The following is a 22,153-nucleotide window of genomic DNA, read 5'->3' as shown; positions in this document are numbered from 1 at the left end:
GGCGGTAGGTCCACGGGGCCGGTTCCCACATCCAGGGAGCCGGCCCCGTGGGCTGCAGGTATTCATATCGGAGGCAAACATGGGGCGTTACGTCGCGCGGCGACTGCTCCAGATGATCCCGGTCTTCATCGGGTCAACCTTGCTGATCTTCTCCATGATGTACGTGCTGCCCGGCGACCCCGTGCGCGCGCTCGCCGGAGAACAGACCGTCGACCCGGTGCAGATCGCTCAGATGAAGAAGGACCTCGGACTCGACCAGCACTTCCTGGTGCAGTACGGGAACTATCTTCTCAACCTGCTGCAGGGCGACTTCGGCACGCAGATCGCCAGTGGGCAACCGGTCGCGGACATCATCGCGGACGCGTTCCCCATCACGATCCGACTCACCCTGTTCGCCTTCACCTTCACCGCCCTCGTCGGTATCTCCCTCGGCGTCTTCGCCGGGCTGAAGGCCGACACGCTCCGGGACCGCGGTCTGCTGGTCCTGACGCTGCTCGTCATCTCCGTCCCCTCGTTCGTCCTCGGCTTCCTGGCGCAGTACTTCTTCGCTCACCAGCTCGGCTGGGTGGAACCGAACGTGAGCGCCGTCGCGGACTGGAACGAACTGATCTTGCCGGCCGTCGTGCTCGGTTCGCTGTCGCTGGCGTACGTCGCCCGCCTCACGCGTACCTCGATCGCCGAGAACCTGCGCTCCGACTACATGCGCACCGCGGTGGCCAAGGGCCTCCCGCGCCGCCGCATCGTCGGCATCCACCTGATGCGCAACTCGATGATCCCCGTCGTCACCTTCCTCGGTACCGACCTCGGCGCCCTGATGGGCGGCGCGGTCGTCACCGAGGGCATCTTCAACGTCCAGGGTGTCGGCTACAACGTCTTCTCCGCGCTGAAGCACCGTGAGGGCTCCACCGTCGTGGGCATCGTGACCCTGATCGTGGTTGTCTATCTCGTCGCCAGCCTGCTCGTCGACCTGCTCTACGCGGTCCTGGACCCGAGGATCCGTTATGCCTGAGGCACTCAAGGAAGCCGCCACCGAGCAGATCGCAGCCGAGGCGGCCGCCGCCAAGCCGGCCGAGAAGCAGGAGAAGCCGCGCAGCCTCTGGTCGGACGCCTGGTTCGACCTGCGCCGCAACCCGATCTTCCTGATCTCCGCCGTGCTGATCGTCGTCCTGCTGACCATGGCCGTCTTCCCCGGCCTGTTCACCAGCGCCGACCCGCGCCACGCGGACCTCGCCAAGCACTACCTCCAGGCGCCGAACTGGGGCAGCTTCTTCAAGGAAGACTGGTTCGGCTACGACATCCAGGGCCGTTCGATCTACGCGCGTGTCATCTACGGCGCCCGCGCCTCGATCGCCGTCGCCGTCGTCGTGACCCTGCTCGTCACGATCCTCGGCACGGTCGTCGGCATGCTCGGCGGCTACTTCGGAGGCTGGGTCGACACGATCCTGTCCTGGATCACGAACGTCTTTCTGGGCGTCCCCTTCATCCTCGGCGCGATGGTCGTCCTGACCTCGTTCGAGGAGCGCAAGCTCTGGGTCGTCATCCTGGCCCTGGCCTTCCTCGGCTGGACCCAGATCGCCCGTGTCGCCCGCGGCTCGGTCATCACCATCAAGAACGCGGACTACGTGATGGCGGCCAAGGCGCTCGGCGCCTCCACCTCGCGGATCCTGATGCGGCACATCCTGCCGAACGCCATCGCCCCGGTCATCGTCGTCGCCACCATCGCGCTCGGCGGCTACATCTCGGCCGAGGCCACGCTGTCCTTCCTCGGTATCGGTCTCGCCGAGCCCACCGTCTCGTGGGGCGTCGACATCTCGTCGGGCCAGGAGCAGCTGCGCAACGCCGCGTACGTCCTGATCATCCCGTCGGTCATGGTGTCGATCACCGTGCTGGCCTTCATCATGCTCGGCGATGCGGTGCGCAGCGCCCTCGACCCCAAGCTGCGCTGAGGAGGGCGTACAACGTGAGCATCATCGACAAGACCGCGAACGTCCCCGCCCCGCGCGGCGGCGACGAGCACACCGGCCCGCTGCTCGAAGTCCGCGACCTGCACGTGGAGTTCCACACCCGCGACGGTGTGGCCAAGGCGGTCAACGGCGTCAACTACAGCGTGAACGCGGGCGAGACGCTCGCCGTGCTCGGCGAGTCCGGGTCCGGCAAGTCCGTCACCGCGCAGGCGATCATGGGCATCCTCGACATGCCGCCCGGCAGGATCCCCAAGGGTGAGATCTTCTTCCGCGGCCAGGACATGCTGAAGATGTCCGACGAGGAGCGCCGGAAGATCCGCGGCCAGAAGATCGCGATGATCTTCCAGGACGCGCTGTCCTCCCTCAACCCCGTCCTCTCCGTCGGCTACCAGCTCGGCGAGATGTTCCGGGTGCACCAGGGCCTCTCCAAGAAGGACGCCAAGGTCAAGGCCATCGAGCTGATGGACAAGGTCAAGATCCCGGCCGCCGCGGCCCGGGTCAACGACTACCCCCACCAGTTCTCCGGCGGTATGCGCCAGCGCATCATGATCGCCATGGCGCTCGCCCTGGAGCCGGACCTGATCATCGCGGACGAGCCCACCACGGCGCTCGACGTGACCGTCCAGGCCCAGGTCATGGACCTGCTCGCGGAGCTCCAGCGCGAGTACAACATGGGTCTGATCCTGATCACCCACGACCTCGGCGTGGTCGCCGACGTCGCGGACAAGATCGCGGTCATGTACGCGGGCCGGATCGTCGAGACCGCGCCCGTGCACGAGCTGTACAAGCGCCCGGCGCACCCGTACACCCGGGGTCTGCTCGACTCGATCCCGCGCCTGGACCAGAAGGGCCAGGAGCTGTACGCGATCAAGGGCCTGCCGCCCAACCTGCTTCGCGTGCCCACCGGCTGCGCCTTCAACCCGCGCTGCCCCAAGGCCGACGACATCTGCCGCACGGAGATCCCGGCGCTCGCGCCGGTCACCGAGCAGGACGGCACGGAGCTGCCCGGCCGCGGCAGCGCCTGCCACTTCTGGAAGGAGACGATCCATGGCTGAGCTCAGCAAGAGGGACGAGGCCGCGGACGCGACTCCGAACGTCACCGAGGTCGAGACGGTCGACGCCGCCACCGAGGCGGAGGCCGTGGCCGCCATCGAGGCGCCCGTCGAGTGCGGTGAGCCGATCCTCCAGGTGCGCAACCTGGTCAAGCACTTCCCGCTGACCCAGGGCATCCTGTTCAAGAAGCAGGTCGGCGCGGTCAAGGCCGTGGACGGGGTCTCCTTCGACCTCTACCAGGGCGAGACCCTCGGCATCGTCGGCGAGTCCGGCTGTGGCAAGTCCACGGTCGCCAAGCTGCTGATGACGCTGGAGCGGGCGACCGCGGGCGAGGTCTTCTACAAGGGCCAGGACATCACCAAGCTGTCCGGCCGCGCGCTGAAGGCCGTCCGCCGGAACATCCAGATGGTGTTCCAGGACCCGTACACCTCGCTGAACCCGCGTATGACGGTCGGCGACATCATCGGCGAGCCCTTCGACATCCACCCCGAGGTGGCCCCGAAGGGCGACCGCCGGCGCCGGGTGCAGGAGCTGCTCGACGTCGTCGGTCTGAACCCCGAGTACATCAACCGCTACCCGCACCAGTTCTCCGGCGGTCAGCGCCAGCGCATCGGCATCGCCCGCGGCCTCGCGCTCAACCCGGAGATCATCATCTGCGACGAGCCGGTCTCGGCCCTGGACGTCTCCGTCCAGGCGCAGGTCATCAACCTGATGGAGAAGCTGCAGGACGAGTTCAACCTCTCCTACGTCTTCATCGCCCACGACCTGTCGATCGTCCGGCACATCTCGGACCGGGTCGGCGTCATGTACCTCGGCAAGATGGCCGAGATCGGTACGGACACGCAGATCTACGACCACCCGACGCACCCCTACACCCAGGCGCTGCTGTCGGCGGTCCCGGTCCCGGACCCGGACGCGCGTGAGGGCCGCGAGCGGATCATCCTCACCGGTGACGTCCCCTCGCCGGCCAACCCGCCGTCGGGCTGCCGCTTCCGCACCCGGTGCTGGAAGGCCCAGGACAAGTGCTCCACCGAGGTCCCGCTGCTTGCGATCCCGGAGCGCTTCCAGGGTGAGGACACCCCGGCCGCGCACGAGTCGGCCTGCCACTTCGCCGAGGAGAAGGACGTCATCCACGCGGCGTAGTTCTCCCGATGTGCACCGAGGGCGCCCCGGCCATCACGGCCGGGGCGCCCTCGCGTCTGTGCCCTCGCGGGGCGTCGTCCGTGTTCTTACGGGTGTCGTAAAGGTGCATACCGCCCGTAGCCGGGTGATATTGGGGCTCTCGGTACAGACCCAGGATCCTCGGGAGGCACCTCATGCGCGGAGCCACGCACGCCAAGTGGGCCGCAGTGGCCGTTGCCGTCGCCCTCACGGCCACGGCCTGCGGCGGCGGCGGAGACGGCGGAGGTGGTGGCGCGGACGGCATCGTGAGCTCTTCGTGGGGCGACCCGCAGAACCCGCTGGAGCCCGCGAACACCAACGAGGTCCAGGGCGGCAAGGTCCTCTCCATGATCTTCCGGGGGCTCAAGCAGTACGACCCGAAGACCGGCGCGGCCAACGACATGCTCGCCGAGAAGATCGAGACCACGGACTCCACGAACTTCACCATCACCGTCAAGGACGGCTGGACCTTCTCCAACGGTGAGGCGGTCACCGCGAACTCCTTCGTTGACGCCTGGAACTACGGCGCCCATCTGAAGAACAACCAGAAGAACGCCTCCTTCTTCGGCCAGATCGAGGGCTACGACCAGGTCCACCCCGAGAAGGGCGAGCCGACCGCCGAGACGATGTCCGGCCTGAAGGTCGTCGACCCGCAGACCTTCACGGTCAAGCTCACCCAGAAGTTCTCCACCTGGCCCGACACCCTCGGCTACGCCGCCTTCGCGCCGCTCCCGAAGTCCTTCTTCGACGACCACGCGGCCTGGCTCAACCAGCCCGTCGGCAACGGCCCGTACACGGTCTCCTCGTACGCCAAGGGCTCCCAGATGGAGCTGGTGCGCTGGGACGAGTACCCCGGCGAAGACAAGGCGCAGAACGGCGGCGTGACCCTCAAGGTCTACACCGACAACAACACCGCCTACACCGACCTGACGGCCGGCAACCTCGACCTCGTCGACGACGTGCCCGCCTCGCAGCTGAAGAACGTCCAGGCGGACCTCGGCGACCGGTACATCAACGTCCCGGCCGGCATCATCCAGACCCTCGGCTTCCCCTTCTACGACCCGGCCTGGAACAAGCCGGGCCAGGAGAAGCTCCGCCAGGGCCTCTCCCGGGCGATCAACCGCCAGCAGATCACCGACACCATCTTCCAGAAGACCCGCACCCCCGCCGTCGACTGGACCTCCCCGGTCCTCGGCGCGGACGGCGGCTTCAAGGACATCTGCGGCGACTTCTGCAAGTACGACCCGGCGGCGGCCAAGCAGCTGGTCCAGGAGGGTGGCGGCATCCCCGGCGGCACGATGAAGATCTCGTACAACGCCGACACCGGCTCCCACAAGGAGTGGGTGGACGCCGTCTGCAACTCCATCAACAACGCGCTGGGCAACAACACGGCCTGCGTCGGCAACCCGATCGGCACCTTCGCCGACTTCCGCAGCCAGGTCTCCACGCAGAAGATGCCCGGACCGTTCCGGGCCGGCTGGCAGATGGACTACCCCCTCATCCAGAACTTCCTCCAGCCGCTGTACTACACCGACGCCTCCTCCAACGACGGCAAGTACAGCGACCCGCAGTTCGACAAGCTCGTCGACCAGGCCAACGCCGAGTCCGACATCGCCAAGGCCGTGGAGACCTTCCAGCAGGCCGAGGAGGTCCTGCGCGACGACATGGGCGCGATCCCGCTCTGGTACCAGAACGGCAGCGCCGGCTACTCCGAGCGGGTCTCCAACGTGACCCTCAACCCCTTCAGCGTCCCGGTCTACGACCAGATCAAGGTCAACTGACGCAGCGCGTCGGCGTACGGCCCGGCCCGGCGTTGCCCTCCCGCGCGCCGGGCCGTGCGCCTACCCCACACCCCCGGAGCCCCTCATGGGTCGTTATGTGATCCGGCGTCTGCTGCAGATGATCCCGGTCTTCATCGGCGCCACCCTGCTGATCTTCCTGATGGTGACCGTGATGGGCGACCCCATCGCGGGCCTCTGCGGCGACCGCGCCTGCGATCCCGCGACCGCCGCCCAGCTGGAGAAGGAGTTCGGCCTCGACAAGCCCGTCTGGCAGCAATACCTGACCTACATGGGCAACATCTTCACCGGCGACTTCGGTACGGCCTTCAACGGCCAGCCGGTGACCGAGCTGATGGCCAGCGCCTTCCCGGTCACCATCCGGCTCACCATCGTGGCGATCCTCTTCGAGATCGTCATCGGCATCAGCCTCGGCGTCCTGACGGGCCTCAAGCGCGGCCGCCCCGTCGACACCACCGTGCTGCTGCTGACCCTGGTCGTCATCTCGATCCCGACCTTCGTCACCGGTCTGCTGCTCCAGCTGCTCCTCGGCGTGAAGTGGGGCTGGATCAAGCCCGCCGTCTCCTCCGAGGCCACCTTCGACGAGCTGATCGTCCCCGGCCTCGTCCTCGCCTCCGTCTCCCTCGCCTACGTCACCCGGCTCACCCGGACCTCGATCGCGGAGAACAAACGCGCCGACTACGTCCGTACCGCCGTCGCCAAGGGCCTGCCGCGCCACCGGGTCATCACCCGTCACCTGCTGCGCAACAGCCTCATCCCGGTCATCACCTTCATCGGCGCCGACATCGGCGCGCTGATGGGCGGCGCGATCGTGACCGAGCGGATCTTCAACATCCACGGCGTCGGCTACCAGCTCTACCAGGGCATCGTCCGGCAGAACACCCAGACCGTCGTGGGCTTCGTGACCATCCTCGTCATCGTCTTCCTGCTGGCCAACCTCCTGGTCGACCTCCTGTACGCCGTCCTTGACCCGAGGATCCGCTATGCCTGAGCCCCTGCAGCCGCATGAGCCGTTCGACGACGGGCGCGCCATCGACCACACCGGGGCGGGCGCCGGCACGGACCTCGCCATGGAGGAGGGCGAGTCGCTGGAGAAGACCCCCGGCGGCCCCCTCGGCACCGGACCGGCCGGCAAGCCGCGCTCGCTCTGGTCCGACGCCTGGCACGACCTGCGCCGCAACCCGGTCTTCATCGTCTCCGGCCTGATCATCCTCTTCCTCGTGATCATCTCCATCTGGCCGTCCCTGATCGCCAGCGGAGACCCCCTCCAGTGCGACCTGTCCAAGGCCCAGGAGGGCTCCCAGCCCGGCCACCCCTTCGGCTTCAACGGCCAGGGCTGCGACGTGTACACCCGTACGGTCTACGGCGCCCGGACCTCCGTCGCCGTCGGCGTCCTCGCCACCCTCGGCGTCGCGCTCCTCGGCTCGCTCCTCGGCGGCCTCGCGGGCTTCTACGGCGGCGGCTGGGACGCGGTCCTCTCCCGGATCACCGACGTCTTCTTCGCCATCCCCGTCGTCCTCGGCGGCCTGGTCCTGCTGTCGGTCGTCACCAGCGCCACCATCTGGCCCGTCATCGGCTTCATGATCCTGCTCGGCTGGCCGCAGATCTCCCGCATCGCCCGAGGCTCGGTCATCACCGCCAAGCAGAACGACTACGTGCAGGCGGCCCGCGCGCTCGGCGCCTCCAACTCCCGCATGCTGCTGCGCCACATCGCGCCCAACGCCATCGCCCCGGTCATCGTCGTCGCGACCATCGCCCTCGGCACGTACATCTCCCTGGAGGCGACCCTGTCGTACCTCGGCGTCGGTCTGAAGCCGCCCACCGTCTCCTGGGGCATCGACATCTCCTCGGCCTCGCAGTACATCCGCAACGCCCCGCACATGCTGCTCTGGCCGGCCGGCGCGCTCGCCATCACCGTGCTCGCGTTCATCATGCTCGGCGACGCGGTGCGCGACGCCCTCGACCCGAAGCTGAGGTAGGCGCCCATGCTGCTCGAAGTGCGCGATCTGCACGTGGAGTTCCACACCCGGGACGGGGTGGCCAAGGCGGTCAACGGAGTCAGCTACTCGGTCGACGCGGGCGAGACCCTGGCCGTCCTCGGCGAGTCCGGCTCCGGCAAGTCCGTCACCGCCCAGGCCATCATGGGCATCCTCGACATCCCGCCCGGGAAGGTCACCGACGGCGAGATCCTCTTCCAGGGCCAGGACCTGCTGAAGCTCAAGGAGGACGCGCGGCGCAAGATCCGGGGCGCGAAGATGGCGATGATCTTCCAGGACGCGCTGTCCTCCCTCAACCCGGTGATCAGCGTCGGCGACCAGCTCGGCGAGATGTTCCAGGTCCACCAGGGGATGTCCCGCAAGGACTCCCGGGCCAAGGCGGTCGAGCTGATGGACCGGGTCCGCATCCCGGCCGCCAAGGAGCGGGTCGGGCAGTACCCGCACCAGTTCTCCGGAGGCATGCGCCAGCGCATCATGATCGCGATGGCGCTCTCCCTCGAACCCGACCTGATCATCGCGGACGAGCCGACGACCGCCCTCGACGTGACCGTCCAGGCCCAGGTCATGGACCTCCTCGCCGAGCTCCAGCGCGAACTCAACATGGGCCTGATCCTGATCACCCACGACCTCGGCGTGGTCGCCGACGTCGCCGACAAGATCGCGGTCATGTACGCGGGCCGGATCGTCGAGACCGCCCCCGTCCACGAGATCTACAAGGCACCCGCCCACCCCTACACCCGGGGTCTGCTCGACTCGATCCCGCGCCTGGACCAGAAGGGCCAGGAGCTGTACGCGATCAAGGGCCTGCCCCCGAACCTCCTTGCCATCCCGCCCGGCTGCGCCTTCAACCCGCGCTGCCCGCTGGCCAGGGACGTCTGCCGGACCGACGAACCGCCGCTGTACGACGTGTCCGAGGAACGCCACAGCGCGTGCCACTTCTGGCAGGAGGCCCTCCGTGGCTGAGCCGATCCTCGAAGTCCGCGACCTCTACAAGCACTACCCGCTCACCCGGGGCATCGTCATCAAGAAGCAGGTCGGCGCGGTCAAGGCCGTCGACGGCGTCGACTTCGACCTGCGCGCGGGGGAGACCCTCGGCATCGTCGGCGAGTCCGGCTGCGGCAAGTCGACCGTCGCGAAGATGCTGGTCAACCTGGAGCGCCCGACCTCCGGGGCGATCCGCTACAAGGGCGACGACATCACCACGCTGTCGCCGAAGGCGCTGCGCGCGGTCCGCCGCAACATCCAGATGGTCTTCCAGGACCCGTACACCTCGCTCAACCCGCGCATGACGGTCGGCGACATCATCGGGGAGCCGTACGAGATCCATCCCGAGGTCGCCCCCAAGGGCGACCGGCGGCGCAAGGTCCAGGACCTGCTCGACGTCGTCGGCCTCAACCCGGAGTACATCAACCGCTATCCGCACCAGTTCTCCGGCGGTCAGCGCCAGCGCATCGGCATCGCGCGCGGCCTCGCGCTCCAGCCGGAGATCATCGTCGCCGACGAACCGGTCTCGGCGCTCGACGTCTCCGTCCAGGCGCAGGTCGTGAACCTCCTCGAGAAGCTCCAGGACGAGTTCAGCCTGAGCTACGTCTTCATCGCCCACGACCTGTCGATCGTGCGGCACATCTCCGACCGGGTCGGCGTCATGTACCTCGGCCGGATCGTCGAGATCGGCACCGACAGCCAGATCTACGACCACCCCACCCACCCGTACACCCAGGCCCTGCTGTCGGCGGTCCCGGTGCCCGACCCGGACGCCCGGGAGCACCGGGAGCGGATCATCCTCAGCGGGGACGTGCCCTCGCCCGCGAACGTCCCCTCCGGCTGCCGCTTCCGCACCCGCTGCTGGAAGGCGCAGGAACGCTGTGCGCTCGAAGTGCCGTTGCTGGCGGTCCCGGCGGTCTTCCGGCTCGCGGACACCCCCGCGAAGCACGACTCCGCCTGCCACTTCGCTGAGGAGAAGCACGTGGTGCCGACGGAGGAGGAGCTGGGGAAGAAGCCGGGCGAGCCGGGGAAGCAGCCCGGCGAGCCGGGGGCGGAACCCGGGGAGCCGGGCGACGAGGATCAGGGCAAAACCCTGTGAACCACCGTCACCTGCCTTAACACAGAGGCAACTCGACCGACCCGGATCCGATATACGAACGCGTCAAGCTCGACAGCGTACGGCCGTGCGGGTGCCGTAGGCCGGCCGGAGCGCGCCATGTCGCCCCGGCCGGCCGCCACCGCCGTTCCACTTGCCGGTCGAATATGCGGAACCGCTTGTTTCGACGCGTGGTAGCCGTGAGTATCGGCTCCGTGACAGTGACACGACCGGCACGTCTCACCGGCGCCGCGCTGTGCGGGGCGCTCGCGCTCGTCATCGTCGTCTGGCTCCTGCGGGACCTCGCGGCCTTCGGCTCGCCCGCCGACCTCGGCTGGTACTGGGCGGGCGACCACGCCTTCCTGCTGCGGAGCAGGTCCGCCACGTCCCTGCTCGACCCCCTCCTGCTCGTCGCCTACGCCGCCACCGCCGTCGCCGCGCTCCGTTCCTCCCTCGCCGCGCCCGCGCTCGCCGCCGCCGGGGCCGTCACGCTCGCGCTGCGGCTGCCGGGACTGTGGGCCACCGGCGTCGAGGCCCTCGTCACGACCCTGCTCACGCTCGCCCTCGCCACCGGACTCGTCGTCACGGCCGCCCTGGGGCGCCGAGACGCCTCCGAGCGCCCGGCCCGCCCCCGTACGGCCCCGGCCGTCGCCGCCGGTGTGCTGTGCGCGGTGGCCGCCGTCGCCTGGGTGGCCTGGGAGGTGCACTGGGCGCGGGACCTGCCGGTCGAGGCGACCGTCGACCGGTTCACCGGCGGCCGCTCGCTCCTCCTGCCCGCTCTCGCGGTCCCGCCGGCCTGGCTCAACCTGATGCTGGCGGCCCTCTTCCTGGCCGCCGCGGGCAGCGCGTTCGTCCGCGCCCCGCACGCCCGGCCGCTCGGCCTGCTCGCGGGGCTGCTCCTGGCGGGCGGGGGGCTCGCAGGGGTCGCCACGGCGTTACGGACCGGTGGCTGGGCCGGACACCTCGCCGGGCTCGACGAGACCGGCCGACTGACCTTCGCCACCTCCGCGTACGGGCTGCTCGCCGGGGCCGCCGTACTCGTCCTGTCCGCAGTGCGCGGGGCGCCCCACCCCGCCGCACGCGGTCCGGTGGCCGCGCTGCCACCGGCCCCGCCGCACCCCCGCCCACCGGGCTGGTGAGCCCTCAGGGCGTGTTGAAGCCCTGGTGCTCCAGGCCCAGCGAGCGCTTCAGGAACTCCACCTGAAGCAGCAACAGGTTCTCCGCCACCTGCTCCTGCGGGGTCATGTGGGTCACGCCCGTCAGCGGCAGCACCTCATGGGGGCGCCCCGCCGCGAGCAGCGCGGAGGAGAGCCGCAGGGTGTGGGCGACCACCACGTTGTCGTCGGCCAGACCGTGGATGATCATCATCGGCCGGGCGGGCTCCTCGGGGGCCACCAGACCGTCGTCGGTGACCAGCGAGTTCGCCGCGTAGACCTCCGGGTCGTCCTGCGGTGTCCCGAGATACCGCTCCGTGTAGTGGGTGTCGTAGAGCCGGAAGTCCGTCACCGGCGCGCCCACGACCGCCGCGTGGAAGACGTCCGGTCTCCGCAGCACCCCGAGCGCCGCGAGATAGCCGCCGTACGACCAGCCCCGGATCGCCACCCGCCCCAGATCGAGCGGGAAGTCCTTGGCGAGCGCGTGCAGCGCCTCGATCTGGTCGTCGAGGGTCGGCGTCAGGTCGTTCTTGATCGCCTTCTCCCAGCCGGGCGACCGGCCAGGCGCGCCCCGCCCGTCCGCCACGATCACCGCGAACCCCTGGTCGGCGAACCACTGCGAGGTCAGGTGCGGGTTGTGCGCGGCGACCACCCGCTGGCCGTGCGGACCGCCGTACGGATCCATCAGCACGGGAAGCGGCCCGTCCCCTTCCGTGTACCCGGAGGGGAGCAGCACGGCGCACGGAATCCGCCGTGCGCCCCCCTCGACGAGCCGCACGTCCGCCGAGAGCACCGGCTTCTCCGCGTACGAGCCGATCATCGCCACCTCCGCGCCGTCCCGCAGCACCCGCGCCACGCTCCCCGGCGCGTCCGGCCGTGCCGAGACGAGCACCGTCACCCCGCCGCCGCGCACCGCCGAGTGGACCCCCACACCCTCCGAGATCCGCTCCGCGCCCCGCTCGCCGACCCGGTAGACGTGGATCTCCCCGGTCTCCGGCTCCGCCCGCTCCTCGCCCGCCGAGGCCGACACCAGGACGTCGTCCGCCCCGACGTCCAGGACCGCGCGGACGTGGAGCGCCGCACTTGTCAGCGCCCGGTCCCCGACCGCGAGCACCCGGGCCCCGCCCTCGTCCGCGATCCGCACCAGCCGCTCATCGACGCCGCCTTCCGGACCGAGCTCCTGCGGCGCCCACGCCGGCGCCCCCGGCAGCAGCTCCAGCCAGACCGGGTCCTCCTCCACGCGCACCGTCCGCGTCGCCCCGGTCGACGGGTCCACCGCCAGATGCAGCTGGGTCCGCTGGTCCCGGGCCTGCACGAGCAGCAGCGGCGCCCCGTCCGCCGACCAGTGCACCCGCGCCAGATACGGGTACCGCTCCCGGTCCCACTCGACCTCGGTCCGCTCCCCGGCCAGATCCACCACGTACAGCCGCACGTCCGCGTTCGGCGTCCCCGCCGCCGGGTACGGCACCACCTGGGGCTCCCGCTCCGGATGCGCGGGATCGGCGATCCACCAGCGCCGCACGGCCCGGTCGTGCGCCCGCGCCACCAGCAGCCGGTCCGAGTCGGGCGACCACCAGAACCCGCGCGAGCGGCCCATCTCCTCGGCCGCGACGAACTCCGCGAGCCCATACGTGGTGTGCGCGTCCTCCGGCTCAGCGAGCGCCCGGTCGCCCTCCCCGTCCGCACCCGTCACCCGCAACGCCCCGCCCACCACGTAGGCCACGTACCGCCCGTCCGGCGACGGCCTGGGGTCGATCACCGGGCCCGGTACCGGGAGTTCCCGCGCGGTCCCGGCCCGCAGCTCCGCCGCGAACAGCCGCCCCGAGAGTGCGAAAGCGGCCAACTCCACGGCCGCGTCCACCGCGTACCCGACGATCCCGCCGGACCCCTCGCGGCTCCGCTCGCGCCGCGCCCGCTCCTCCGCCGACAACTCCTCTGCCGCGCCCGCGAGCAACGCCTCCGGGTCTGCCGCGAGCCGCTCCCGGGGATCGTCCGTCAGGTCCAGGACCCAGAGCGCGTGGCTGCGTTCGGTGCCGGACGAGGACCGTACGAAGACCACGCGCGCACCGTCCGGGGAGACCGTGAACGTGCGCGGAACGCCCAGCGTGAAGCGCTGGGTCCGGGCGTACTGACGCGGGAACGACAGTGGATGCGACGGCAGTTGTGTGGAGGTCATGCGTCCGAAACTAGCGCTGTGCGCCCCCTCTGTGCCCCCGTACACCATCAATGCGGTGCCACACATAGTTATGATCCGTAGCGCTGGGTGGGTAGGGGACTCCTGACATCTGGCACATGCTCGCCGACCTGACCGTCCGAATATCCGACCGATGAAGTGTGGAGGTGAACCGCCGTGGCACTCTCGATTTCGGCGGTGGTGCTGCTGGCGATCGTCGTCTTCCTGCTGATCCGGAAATCCGGGCTGAAGGCTGGACATGCGGCGGTCTGCGCGCTCCTGGGGTTCTATCTGGCGAGCTCGTCCATCGCCCCGTCCATCAGCACGCTCACCACGAACGTGGCGGGCATGATCGGCGGCCTCAAGTTCTGAGCCGCGTGCTCGTCACAGGCCCTGCCTCGTAGGGTGGGGCCATGACGGTTCTCCCAGCCCGTCGTCTGCTCCTGGTGCACGCGCACCCCGACGACGAGTCGATCAACAACGGCGCCACCATGGCCAGGTACGCGGCCGAGGGCGCCCAGGTCACGCTCGTGACCTGCACACTCGGCGAGGAGGGCGAGGTCATCCCGCCCGCGCTCGCCCATCTCGCGCCCGACCGGGAGGACCGGCTCGGGCCCCATCGCGTCGGCGAGCTGGCCGACGCGATGAAGGAGCTGGGTGTCACCGACCACCGCTTCCTCGGCGGCCCCGGCCGCTTCCGCGACTCCGGGATGATGGGCGTCGAGCAGAACCGGCGCCCGAACGCGTTCTGGAACACGGACGTCGACACCGCCGCCGCGTACCTGGTCGAGATCGTCCGCGAGACCCGTCCCCAGGTCATGGTCACCTACGACCCCGACGGCGGCTACGGCCACCCCGACCACATCCAGGCCCACCGCGTCGCCATGCGCGCCGCCGAGCTGGCCGAGGACCCCGCGTACCGCCCCGACCTCGGCCCGGCCCACACGATCGCGAAGATCTACTGGAACCGCGTCCCACGTCCGCTCGTCGAGGCCGCCTTCGCCCGGCTGCGCGCCGAGGGCGCCGGCTTCCCCGGCATCGCGGACGTCGACGACGTGCCGGGGGTCGTGGACGAGGCGCTGATCAGCGCCGAGATCGACGGCGAGAGTGCCGGAGAGCCGGCCTGGGCGGCCCGCAAGACCGCCGCGATGCGCGCCCACGTCACCCAAATCGCCGTCGAGGGTCCGTTCTTCGCGCTCTCCAACGACCTGGGACAGCCGATCCTCACCACGGAGCACTACCAGTTGGTCAGGGGTACGCCGGGCGCGCCGGAGGGCGTGCGCGAGACCGACCTCTTCGCGGGCATCGAGGCGGACCGTGCGACCGACGCCCCGCGGGACGGGGGTGCGTGACGGTGAAGATCGTCTGGTACGTCGTCCTGGTGATCCTCGGCGCCCTCGTCGGCATCGCGGGCTCCTTCGTGCAAAACGCCTGGTTCCCCGGCGGGTTGATCCTCGCCCTGCTCGCCACCGCGGCCGTCTTCTACGGCGGGCTGCGGGCCACCGACACCCAGCTCGGCGTCGTGGCCCCCGGCGCGGCCTGGCTCGTCGCCGTGGTGCTGCTCAGCCTCGGACGCCCGGAAGGCGACGGGGTCTTCGGCGGCGGAGTCGCCGAAGTGATCTACCTGCTCGGTGGCATGGCGATCGCTGTGATGTGTGCCACGATGTCGCGGCTCGGCCGACCGGCCCCGTGAACAGGGTGACTTGAGAGAAGCTTCGGTGAAGGGGTGCCCGGACTTCTGCCGGATTGCCCCGTCCTGGGTCCCCGGTCGTCGGGTGCCTGTCCGCCCCGCCCAGTATGGTGGTGCGCGCCGCCGAGCCGCCCGGGTACACGAGCACCAGCAAGAGCGGGCGGTGGAGCCAACCGGGAGATCCTGCTTTGAGTCGTGAAACTGGTCGAGACACCGATAGTTCGTCCTCCGGCGCCCAGGGGCGCGGTGGAGCCGCGTACCCCTCGGGTACACCGCCGTACGGATCCCGCCAGTATCCGTCGCTCCACCCCACGCAGGACGGGTCCGACGAGACGGCCGCCGCCGCGCCGAGCGCTCCTCCGCTGCCGGAAGAGCCCAAGACCGAGACCACGCTGACCACGCGCATCCGGATCAACATCCCGGGTTCGCGGCCGATCCCGCCCGTGGTCGTCCGCAAGCCGGTCGGCGACAGCGGCTCGGCGGCGGGGCCCGCCCCGGCCGCCGAGGCCCCGGCACCGGCCCCCGCGCCCGAGGCGCCTGCCGCCCCGGCGCCGCCGGCTGCCGCGGAGCCGCCGAAGGCCGAGGAGAAGCCGACCAGCGACTGGTTCGCCCCGCGCAAGTCGGCCGCGCCCGACGCGCCGGCCACCCCGGCCCCCTCGGCGCCGTCTCCGGCCGCCCCGGCCGCCCAGTCGGGTCTCGCGGGGCTGTCCCAGCCCCCGGGCGCGGGCGCGCCGCGCCCCGGCGCCTCCGGTCCGCGCCCCTCGGGCCCGGGCGGTACGCCCCCCGCGGGGGTACGGCCCCCGGCCACGGGCGGCCCGACGCGCGGCGCCGGTTTCGCCGGTCCCGCGACGGGCGGCATCCCGAAGGTCGGCGGCGCGTCCATCTCGGCCACGCCCGCTTCCGGTACGCCGATGTTCCTCACGAACCCGCCGCAGGACGATGCCGCGTACGGCCCCGACGGCGCCCCCTACGCCCAGGGCGCCCCGCAGGGCCCCGGTGCGCCGCAGCGTCCGACGGGTCCGAACGGCCCGACCACGGGCCCGGTGCTGGGCAACGCGACGCTGGGCGGCGGCCCCATGGGGGGCGGCACCATGGGCGGTGGCGCGCCCCTGGCCGGCGGCCCCGTCGCGGGCAACCCGCTGGCGGGCATGGGCACCCCCGCGGGCGGCAACCCGCTGGCGGTCGGTGACCCCTTCGGGGGAGCGCCCAGGATGTCCGACGACACCGCCGTCCTGACGCCCCAGGGCCCCGGCCCGATCACCCCCGGCCAGACCCCGCCCGGCGGCGGCCATGTCTCCGGGGACACGCTCACCAGCGGCATCCCGGTCGTCCCCGCGGGCCCCGACCGGACGCCCCGCTCCCCGGACGGCGGCTTCTCGACCCCCGAGTACGTCGGCGGCGCCCCGGCCGCCCCGCGCCCCGCGCCCGCGTCCCCCGCCCCCGCCGCCTCCACGGCCCGCTCCTCCGCCCCGCAGAAGAAGGGCCGCTCCAAGCTGGTCCTCGTCGGCGCGGGCGTCGTCGGCCTGGCCGGTGTCGCCTACGGCGCCGGGCTGCTCCTCAACCACTCCGACGTCCCCAAGGGCACGACCGTCCTCGGTGTCGACATCGGCGGCGGTACGAAGGAGGAGGGGGTCAACAAGCTGGAGGCCGCCCTCGGCAAGCGGGCCCACGCCCCGCTCCAGCTCAGCATCGGCGGCAAGACCGTCACGCTCTCCCCGGACAAGGCCGGTCTCGCCCTGGACAGCCAGGAGACCGTCCGCGCGGCGGCCGGCAGCGACTACAACCCCGTCTCCGTGATCGGCTCCCTGTTCGGCGGCGAGCGGGTCGCGCAGCCGAAGCTCCCGGTCGACGAGGAGAAGCTGGCCGTCGCCCTGACCGACCTGGCCGGCACCTCGGGCTCGGCGACCGACGGGCGGATCACGTTCGCCCCCAACAAGGTCACCGCCGTGGAGGGCAAGCCGGGCCAGGGTCTGGACGTCGGCCGTTCGATGCTCTTCGTCAAGGACGCGTTCCGCGCCCAGGTCGAGACGGGCAAGGCGAAGACGGTCGAGCTGCCCGTCGTCACCCGCCAGCCGTCGATCACCAAGGCCGAGCTGGACCGGGCGATGAAGGAGTTCGCCCAGCCGGCGATGTCCGACGCGATCGTGATCAAGGCGGGCGCGAAGGAGATCAAGTTCGGTCCGGCGCGCTCGCTGCCGCAGATCCTCTCCATGAAGGCCGTCGACGGCCGCCTGGTGGAGGTCTACGACAAGAAGGCGATCGACCGCCTCCTGGACGGCGTCTTCGACGGCATCATGATCACCAAGGCCGACGGCAAGAAGCACCAGGTCTCCGCCGACGACGTCGCGTTCGTCATGCGTGACGCCCTGATGGGCAAGACCCCTGCCGAGCGGACGAAGACGATCGACCTGACCGGCCAGGGCTGACCCGGCCGCTCCACGCGAAGAGGGCCCGTCCCACCGGTCATGACGGTGGAACGGGCCCTTCCGCGTACCCGCCTCAGTCGCGGCGGTACTGTGCCGGCGAGTTCTTCGTCGCCGGGTCCTCGTACGAGCCCGCCTTCCCACGGTCCACGTGGAAGGTGGTCAGCGTGGAGACGGGGGACGCCGGGTCACGGCGGTCGTCGATCACCCGCATGTGCGCGCTCAGGCGCTCCGGGGTGACCTCGTACACGTCGTAGCCGTACCGGTTGCCCTCGAAGTACTTCAGGTGCGGGTTGCCCGCGCCCATGACCGGTCCGTTGGTCGCGTTCCAACTCGCCGAGTACGCGCCCGAGGTGACCGAGTGCGCCGTGAACTCCGTACCGATGACGGGCGAGGAGACATCGTCGAAGTCGGGCCGGATGTCGTCGACGAACGCCGAGTGCCAGTCGCCGGTCACGACGACCAGGTCCTCCATGCCGGTGCTGTGCACATGGCCGAGGACCTCCTTGCGCTCGGCGCGGAAGCCGTCCCACTGGTCGGTGAACATGTACGAGCCGCCCGGGCGGCTCCGCAGCTGGCTGAGCATGATCGAGTTGGCCCACACGTGCCAGGTGTCGGGGGCGGTCTCGATGTTCTTCCTCAGCCACGACTTCTGCCCGGCGCCCAGGATCGTCCCGTCGGTGAGGTTCTGCGCGGAGCGGTACGAACGCAGGTCGAGGACGGTCAGCTCCAGCAGGTTGCCCCAGCGGCGCACCCGGTGGATCTCGGGGTCCGGCAGCGCGGCCGTGGTCCCGGCGCCGCCGTCGCGGTGCGGCATGTTCTCGTACCAGGCCTGGTACGCGGCGGCCCGGCGCTGCATGAACGGCGCGCCGCCGCCCGTACCGGAGTAGTCGTTGGCGACCTCGTGGTCGTCCCAGGTCAGGTACCAGGGGTGGGCCGCGTGCGCCTCGCGCAGGGAGGCGTCGCCCTTGTAGAGCGCGTGCCGGCGGCGGTAGTCGGCGACCGTGAAGATGCCCGGGCCCTCGTGGTCGCGGACGTGGTCAGCGGGGACGCCGCCGACCTGGCCGTGCTCGTAGATGTAGTCGCCGAGGTGGACGACGAAGTCGACCTTCTCGCGGGCGATCCCACGGTGGGCCGCGTAGAAACCGTCGTGGAACGCCTGGCAGTTGGCGGTGGCGAAGCGGACCGAGGAGACGTCGCCGACGGGCGCGGTCTTCGTGCGGCCGATCCGGCTCCGCTTCCCGAGCGCCTTGAAGGCGTACCAGTAGTGGACGCCCGGACGCAGCCCGGAGACCGGCACGTGCACGCTGTGGCCGAGCGTCGCGGAGGCGGGCACGCAGCCGCGCGCGACGACGCGCCGCAGCCTGGGGTCGGTCGCGACGACCCACTCGACCTCGACGATCTCGCTCAGCCGCTGCTCGGCGGCGAGCGGTTCGGGGGCGAGCCGGGTCCAGAGCACGACGCTGTGCGGCTGCGGGTCGCCGGAGGCGACACCCAGCGTGAACGGCGCCGGGTCGTAGTCGGCGCCGAGCGCCTGGGCGGCCTCCAGGGCCTGCGCGGGCGACAGGCCGGCGGCCAGCGGCCAGGCGAGGTTCAGTGCCCCGGCGGCGCCGGCGGCCTTGAGCAGGTCGCGTCGGTTGAGCCTGGTCACTTGTATCCCTCCGTGGCGTGCAGCGTGAGCGATATGGCGTCGGCGTAACCGTCGTTGGACGTCCCGCCGCCGCTGCGGGTGAAGACGAGCAGCACGCGCGCGGTGCGCGCCGTGCGCGGCACGCGCGCGGTGGCGGTGCGCTCCAGGAGCGCGGTACGGGACAGCCGCTCGCCGGCCGTCACGGGACCGAGCACGGACAGGGCGACGGGCGTGCCCCGCTCGTCCCGGAACTCGACGGAGAGCCGCGCCCCGTCCTCCTGCGTGGCGTACCCGCCCAGCCACCCGGCGAGCGTGTAGCTCACGTGCCCCGCGTCGATGTGCCGCCACCCCGTGGCGCCGTGCCGCGGCAGGGCGATGTCCTGGACGAGCGCGGTACGCGGGCTGCTGCCCCCGGAGAAGAACCGCGTGCCCCGCTCGGCGGGCCCGGGGTCCCCGGCCCCCGGGTAGCCGTTCCCCAGGGTGTACGAGATGAGCGCGGGCGCCCCTTCGGCCACCACCCACCCGGTCACCGCACCGACGGGATCGGCAGCCCCGCCGGGCCCGCTCTCCGCGTCGCCGTTGACTACGAGATTCACTCGAGCCTCCTCGATCAAGCGCTGTTCGTTGTGCACATGGCGCGTGTATCCGAGCAGTTGGGAGTGAACTCTTGAAGGCCGCTCGGGGAACGGCGACCGGGAGTTGTACAGACAACTACCGGGTAGGGGAGGGGTGATGCTCGTGTCGACGGCGGCTGCGGGAGAGAATGTCTGTATGACCGACGATCAGATTCCCGCATCGGATACGCATACGACTCCGGATACGGCTGCGGAGCCCGAGGTTCGCTGCAACGAGCCCGGACCGGACAGCTGGACGATTCTTCCGCAGGGGGGTTCCTTCTGCGACCTGCCGCGCGGCCACGACGGACTGCACTTCGAGACGGGTGCACCCCGTAAGTGGTGGGCCGGCGAGTAGGCCCCTCAGGAGGCGAAGCGGGTGACGTCCGTGATCCGGCAGCTGATCTTGACGGTGACCTGGTCGAGCGACTGGGCCGTCACCCTCGACTGCTGACCGGGCGCGACGTTGTTGGTCGTCGCGTACGCCTCGCTCAGGCGCCTGTTCGCGGCGTCGACGAACTCGACCTGGACCATGTAGGTGCTGGCCTTGCTGGACCGGTTGGTGATCAGCAGTTCCGCGCTCGGCCACTTCGTCACCGAGTCCACCTCGCACGCGGCGATCCGCACGTCGCCCCGGGGCCCGTTCTCCTCCTGCGGTGTGGCCGGACTCGTCGGGGTCCTGCGCTCCGGCTCGTCCTCCCCGACGGTCAGCGTGACGGCGGCGACCAGGGCGACGGCCACGGCGATCAGGCCCAGGCACGAGAGCCCGATGATCTTTCCCGTGCTGCGCGTACGGCGAGGCGGCTCACCTCCGCCGCCCGGCTGCGGCTGACCCCAACCGGGCTGGGACTGCTGATGCGACATGGTGAAAGGGTTCGGCCGGACCTGCCGGCCCGCATCCGGACTACTCCGAACAGTCCAGGCCGGGCCGTCGCCCGGTGCCGGCTGCTGGTACGACTTCGCCGTGTGCGGCACCGTCCTGGCCCCCGGTCTGGCCTCGGCGGACTCGGAGGGCGCGGACACGTTCGCGTCCCGTCACGCGCGGCACTCCGGACTGGTCGGCGTAGGCCTCACCTCCGACCAGCGCCTCGTCGGCTTCGACACCGCCGACCCGACCGACACCTGGTCCTTCGGCCGGATCAAGGGCCTGACCGGGGACAGCAAGCTCGTCGGCATCGACTTCCGCGTCCAGAACGGCAAGCTCTACGGCGTCGGTGACCGGGGCGGCGTCTCCACGGTCGACAGCGACGCCAAGGCCGTCAAGGTCTCGCAGCTGACCGTGGGCCTGCAGGGGCGCCACTTCGGCGTCGACTTCAACCCGCCGCCAACCGTCTGCGCGTCGTCTCCGACACAGGCCAGAACCTGCGCCACAACATCGACGACCCGGCCGCACCGAGGACCACCACCCCGGACGGGGTCCTGACCAACCCCACGATGCCGCCCTCCACCGCTCTCGGGGTCACCGGCGCCGCCTACACCAACAACGACCTCAACCCGGCCACCGCGACCACCCTCTTCGACATCGACACCACCAACGACCGCGTCTCCCTGCAGTCGCCGGCCAACGCGGGCACCCTCGCCCCCACCGGCACCCTCGGAGTGGACGCCGGCCCGTCGGCGGGATTCGACATCTACTACAAGGCCTCCCACGGTTCCAACCACGGTTTCGCCGCCCTGACCACCAGCGGCAAGCAGCGCTTCTACAAGGTCGACGCACTCACGGGACGCGCCACCCTCGTCGGCGCCTTCCCCGCCGCCCACCAGGTCGTCGACGTCGCGCTCCCCCTCGACCAGCGCTGACCCGTCGTCATTTGGAGGAGCCGCCATCACGGATGCACTACCTCAAGTGGTGCGCAGGGAGGACCGAGCTGACGGTGGAACATGTCGACCCGGTCGAGAAGCCGACGCCCAGTCAGCCGTCGCGGTCGACGGAAGGAAGAGACACCGATGCGCTCTGCCCGCATTCTGTTCGCAGCCACTGCCGCAGCCGGCGCGCTGGCCCTCGCCGCACCCGGGGCCTACGCGACCACCGCAGGTGACTGGGACAAGGACGACTCCTCCCACAGCCAGAAGCACGACAAGCCGAAGGGCGGCATGCACACCGGCTCCGGTGCTCTGTCGCTGACCGGCGAAGACCACTGGGACAAGGACAAGGACAAGAAGGACCACTGGGACAAGGACAAGAAGGACCACGACAAGCCGAAGGGCGGCATGCACACCGGCTCCGGCGCCCTCTCCCTCGTCAACGCCGACGACTGGTCCAAGGACAAGGACAAGGAGTGGAAGGACAAGGAGAAGGGCAAGGAGAACGGCTGGAACCACGACAAGCCGAAGGGCGGCATGCACACCGGCTCCGGCGCCCTCTCCCTCGTCAACGCCGACGACTGGTCCAAGGACAAGGACAAGGAGTGGACG

18 protein-coding genes and 2 pseudogenes are annotated in these 22,153 nt (G+C 70.6%); 16 read left to right on the top strand and 4 right to left on the bottom strand.

The window, feature by feature from the left end; translation table 11 throughout:
• Nucleotides 1–79: 79 nt before the first annotated feature.
• The 10 genes from ACF09C_RS23540 to ACF09C_RS23495 all read left to right on the top strand — a co-directional run bounded on the left by ACF09C_RS23540 (nt 80) and on the right by ACF09C_RS23495 (nt 11,193).
• A complete protein-coding gene (locus ACF09C_RS23540; protein WP_392093972.1) occupies nt 80–1,009 on the top strand; it encodes an ABC transporter permease in 930 nt (309 codons plus the stop codon).
• On the top strand, nt 1,002–1,946 hold the full coding sequence (locus tag ACF09C_RS23535; protein ID WP_392093970.1) for an ABC transporter permease: 945 nt from the start codon (nt 1,002–1,004) through the stop codon (nt 1,944–1,946). The genes ACF09C_RS23540 and ACF09C_RS23535 overlap by 8 nt, the downstream gene beginning before the upstream one ends.
• A gap of 14 nt (nt 1,947–1,960) precedes the next feature.
• On the top strand, nt 1,961–3,019 hold the full coding sequence (locus ACF09C_RS23530; RefSeq protein WP_392093968.1) for an ABC transporter ATP-binding protein: 1,059 nt from the start codon (nt 1,961–1,963) through the stop codon (nt 3,017–3,019).
• Nucleotides 3,012–4,160 carry an ABC transporter ATP-binding protein gene (locus tag ACF09C_RS23525; RefSeq protein WP_392093967.1) on the top strand — a complete coding sequence of 383 codons (1,149 nt, stop codon included), beginning with the start codon at nt 3,012–3,014 and terminating at the stop codon, nt 4,158–4,160. Before ACF09C_RS23530 ends, ACF09C_RS23525 begins: the two co-directional genes overlap by 8 nt.
• A 173-nt stretch (nt 4,161–4,333) precedes the next feature.
• The gene (locus ACF09C_RS23520) at nt 4,334–5,959 is read left to right on the top strand and encodes an ABC transporter substrate-binding protein (RefSeq protein ID WP_392093965.1); all 1,626 of its coding nucleotides are present in this window, start codon (nt 4,334–4,336) and stop codon (nt 5,957–5,959) included.
• Between the two features lie 85 nt (nt 5,960–6,044).
• Complete coding sequence (locus tag ACF09C_RS23515) at nt 6,045–6,968, top strand: ABC transporter permease (RefSeq protein WP_392093963.1); 924 nt, start codon at nt 6,045–6,047, stop codon at nt 6,966–6,968.
• Nucleotides 6,961–7,956 carry an ABC transporter permease gene (locus tag ACF09C_RS23510; RefSeq protein WP_392093961.1) on the top strand — a complete coding sequence of 332 codons (996 nt, stop codon included), beginning with the start codon at nt 6,961–6,963 and terminating at the stop codon, nt 7,954–7,956. Before ACF09C_RS23515 ends, ACF09C_RS23510 begins: the two co-directional genes overlap by 8 nt.
• A 6-nt stretch (nt 7,957–7,962) precedes the next feature.
• Entirely contained in the window at nt 7,963–8,937 is a 975-nt protein-coding gene (locus ACF09C_RS23505; protein WP_392093959.1) for an ABC transporter ATP-binding protein, read from the top strand.
• Nucleotides 8,930–10,057 (top strand): ABC transporter ATP-binding protein, encoded by a 1,128-nt coding sequence (locus ACF09C_RS23500; RefSeq protein ID WP_392093957.1) that lies wholly within the window; start codon nt 8,930–8,932, stop codon nt 10,055–10,057. The genes ACF09C_RS23505 and ACF09C_RS23500 overlap by 8 nt, the downstream gene beginning before the upstream one ends.
• A gap of 212 nt (nt 10,058–10,269) precedes the next feature.
• Entirely contained in the window at nt 10,270–11,193 is a 924-nt protein-coding gene (locus tag ACF09C_RS23495; RefSeq protein WP_392093955.1) for a hypothetical protein, read from the top strand.
• 4 nt (nt 11,194–11,197) lie between these two features.
• Here ACF09C_RS23495 and ACF09C_RS23490 read toward each other — a convergent pair whose 3' ends face one another.
• On the bottom strand, nt 11,198–13,384 hold the full coding sequence (locus ACF09C_RS23490) for a prolyl oligopeptidase family serine peptidase (protein WP_392093953.1): 2,187 nt from the start codon (nt 13,382–13,384) through the stop codon (nt 11,198–11,200).
• Between the two features lie 174 nt (nt 13,385–13,558).
• Here ACF09C_RS23490 and ACF09C_RS23485 point away from each other — a divergent pair, with 174 nt between their 5' ends.
• The 4 genes from ACF09C_RS23485 (at nt 13,559) to ACF09C_RS23470 (ending at nt 17,497) form a co-directional block, all read left to right on the top strand.
• Nucleotides 13,559–13,753: a hypothetical protein gene (locus tag ACF09C_RS23485; protein WP_137993529.1), complete on the top strand. Its 195-nt coding sequence runs from the start codon at nt 13,559–13,561 to the stop codon at nt 13,751–13,753.
• Nucleotides 13,754–13,794: 41 nt separating this feature from the next.
• Nucleotides 13,795–14,733 carry an N-acetyl-1-D-myo-inositol-2-amino-2-deoxy-alpha-D-glucopyranoside deacetylase gene (mshB, locus tag ACF09C_RS23480; protein ID WP_392093951.1) on the top strand — a complete coding sequence of 313 codons (939 nt, stop codon included), beginning with the start codon at nt 13,795–13,797 and terminating at the stop codon, nt 14,731–14,733.
• Nucleotides 14,730–15,074 carry a DUF6113 family protein gene (locus ACF09C_RS23475; RefSeq protein WP_392093949.1) on the top strand — a complete coding sequence of 115 codons (345 nt, stop codon included), beginning with the start codon at nt 14,730–14,732 and terminating at the stop codon, nt 15,072–15,074. Before mshB ends, ACF09C_RS23475 begins: the two co-directional genes overlap by 4 nt.
• 908 nt (nt 15,075–15,982) lie before the next feature.
• Nucleotides 15,983–17,497, top strand: a complete 1,515-nt coding sequence (locus tag ACF09C_RS23470) for a hypothetical protein (protein WP_392094354.1) — start codon at nt 15,983–15,985, stop codon at nt 17,495–17,497.
• A gap of 73 nt (nt 17,498–17,570) precedes the next feature.
• Here the strand turns inward: ACF09C_RS23470 and ACF09C_RS23465 are convergent, their stop codons facing one another.
• From ACF09C_RS23465 to ACF09C_RS23455, 3 genes are all read right to left on the bottom strand, one after another.
• Entirely contained in the window at nt 17,571–19,145 is a 1,575-nt protein-coding gene (locus ACF09C_RS23465) for an alkaline phosphatase D family protein (protein ID WP_392093947.1), read from the bottom strand.
• The gene (locus tag ACF09C_RS23460) at nt 19,142–19,720 is read right to left on the bottom strand and encodes a phosphoesterase (protein WP_392093946.1); all 579 of its coding nucleotides are present in this window, start codon (nt 19,718–19,720) and stop codon (nt 19,142–19,144) included. The genes ACF09C_RS23465 and ACF09C_RS23460 overlap by 4 nt, the downstream gene beginning before the upstream one ends.
• Before the next feature lie 381 nt (nt 19,721–20,101).
• Nucleotides 20,102–20,602, bottom strand: a complete 501-nt coding sequence (locus tag ACF09C_RS23455) for an FxLYD domain-containing protein (RefSeq protein WP_392093944.1) — start codon at nt 20,600–20,602, stop codon at nt 20,102–20,104.
• A gap of 127 nt (nt 20,603–20,729) precedes the next feature.
• Here ACF09C_RS23455 and ACF09C_RS23450 point away from each other — a divergent pair.
• Nucleotides 20,730–21,538, top strand: a pseudogene (locus tag ACF09C_RS23450) (DUF4394 domain-containing protein).
• Between the two features lie 147 nt (nt 21,539–21,685).
• Nucleotides 21,686–22,153: pseudogene (locus ACF09C_RS23445) on the top strand (hypothetical protein); the annotation flags it as partial.

It is taken from the genome of Streptomyces sp. NPDC014870 (genome assembly GCF_043081505.1).
Lineage (GTDB): Bacteria > Actinomycetota > Actinomycetes > Streptomycetales > Streptomycetaceae > Streptomyces.
Note: the sequence above shows the minus strand (reverse complement) of the source record. Positions and strands in the feature narration are given on the sequence as shown.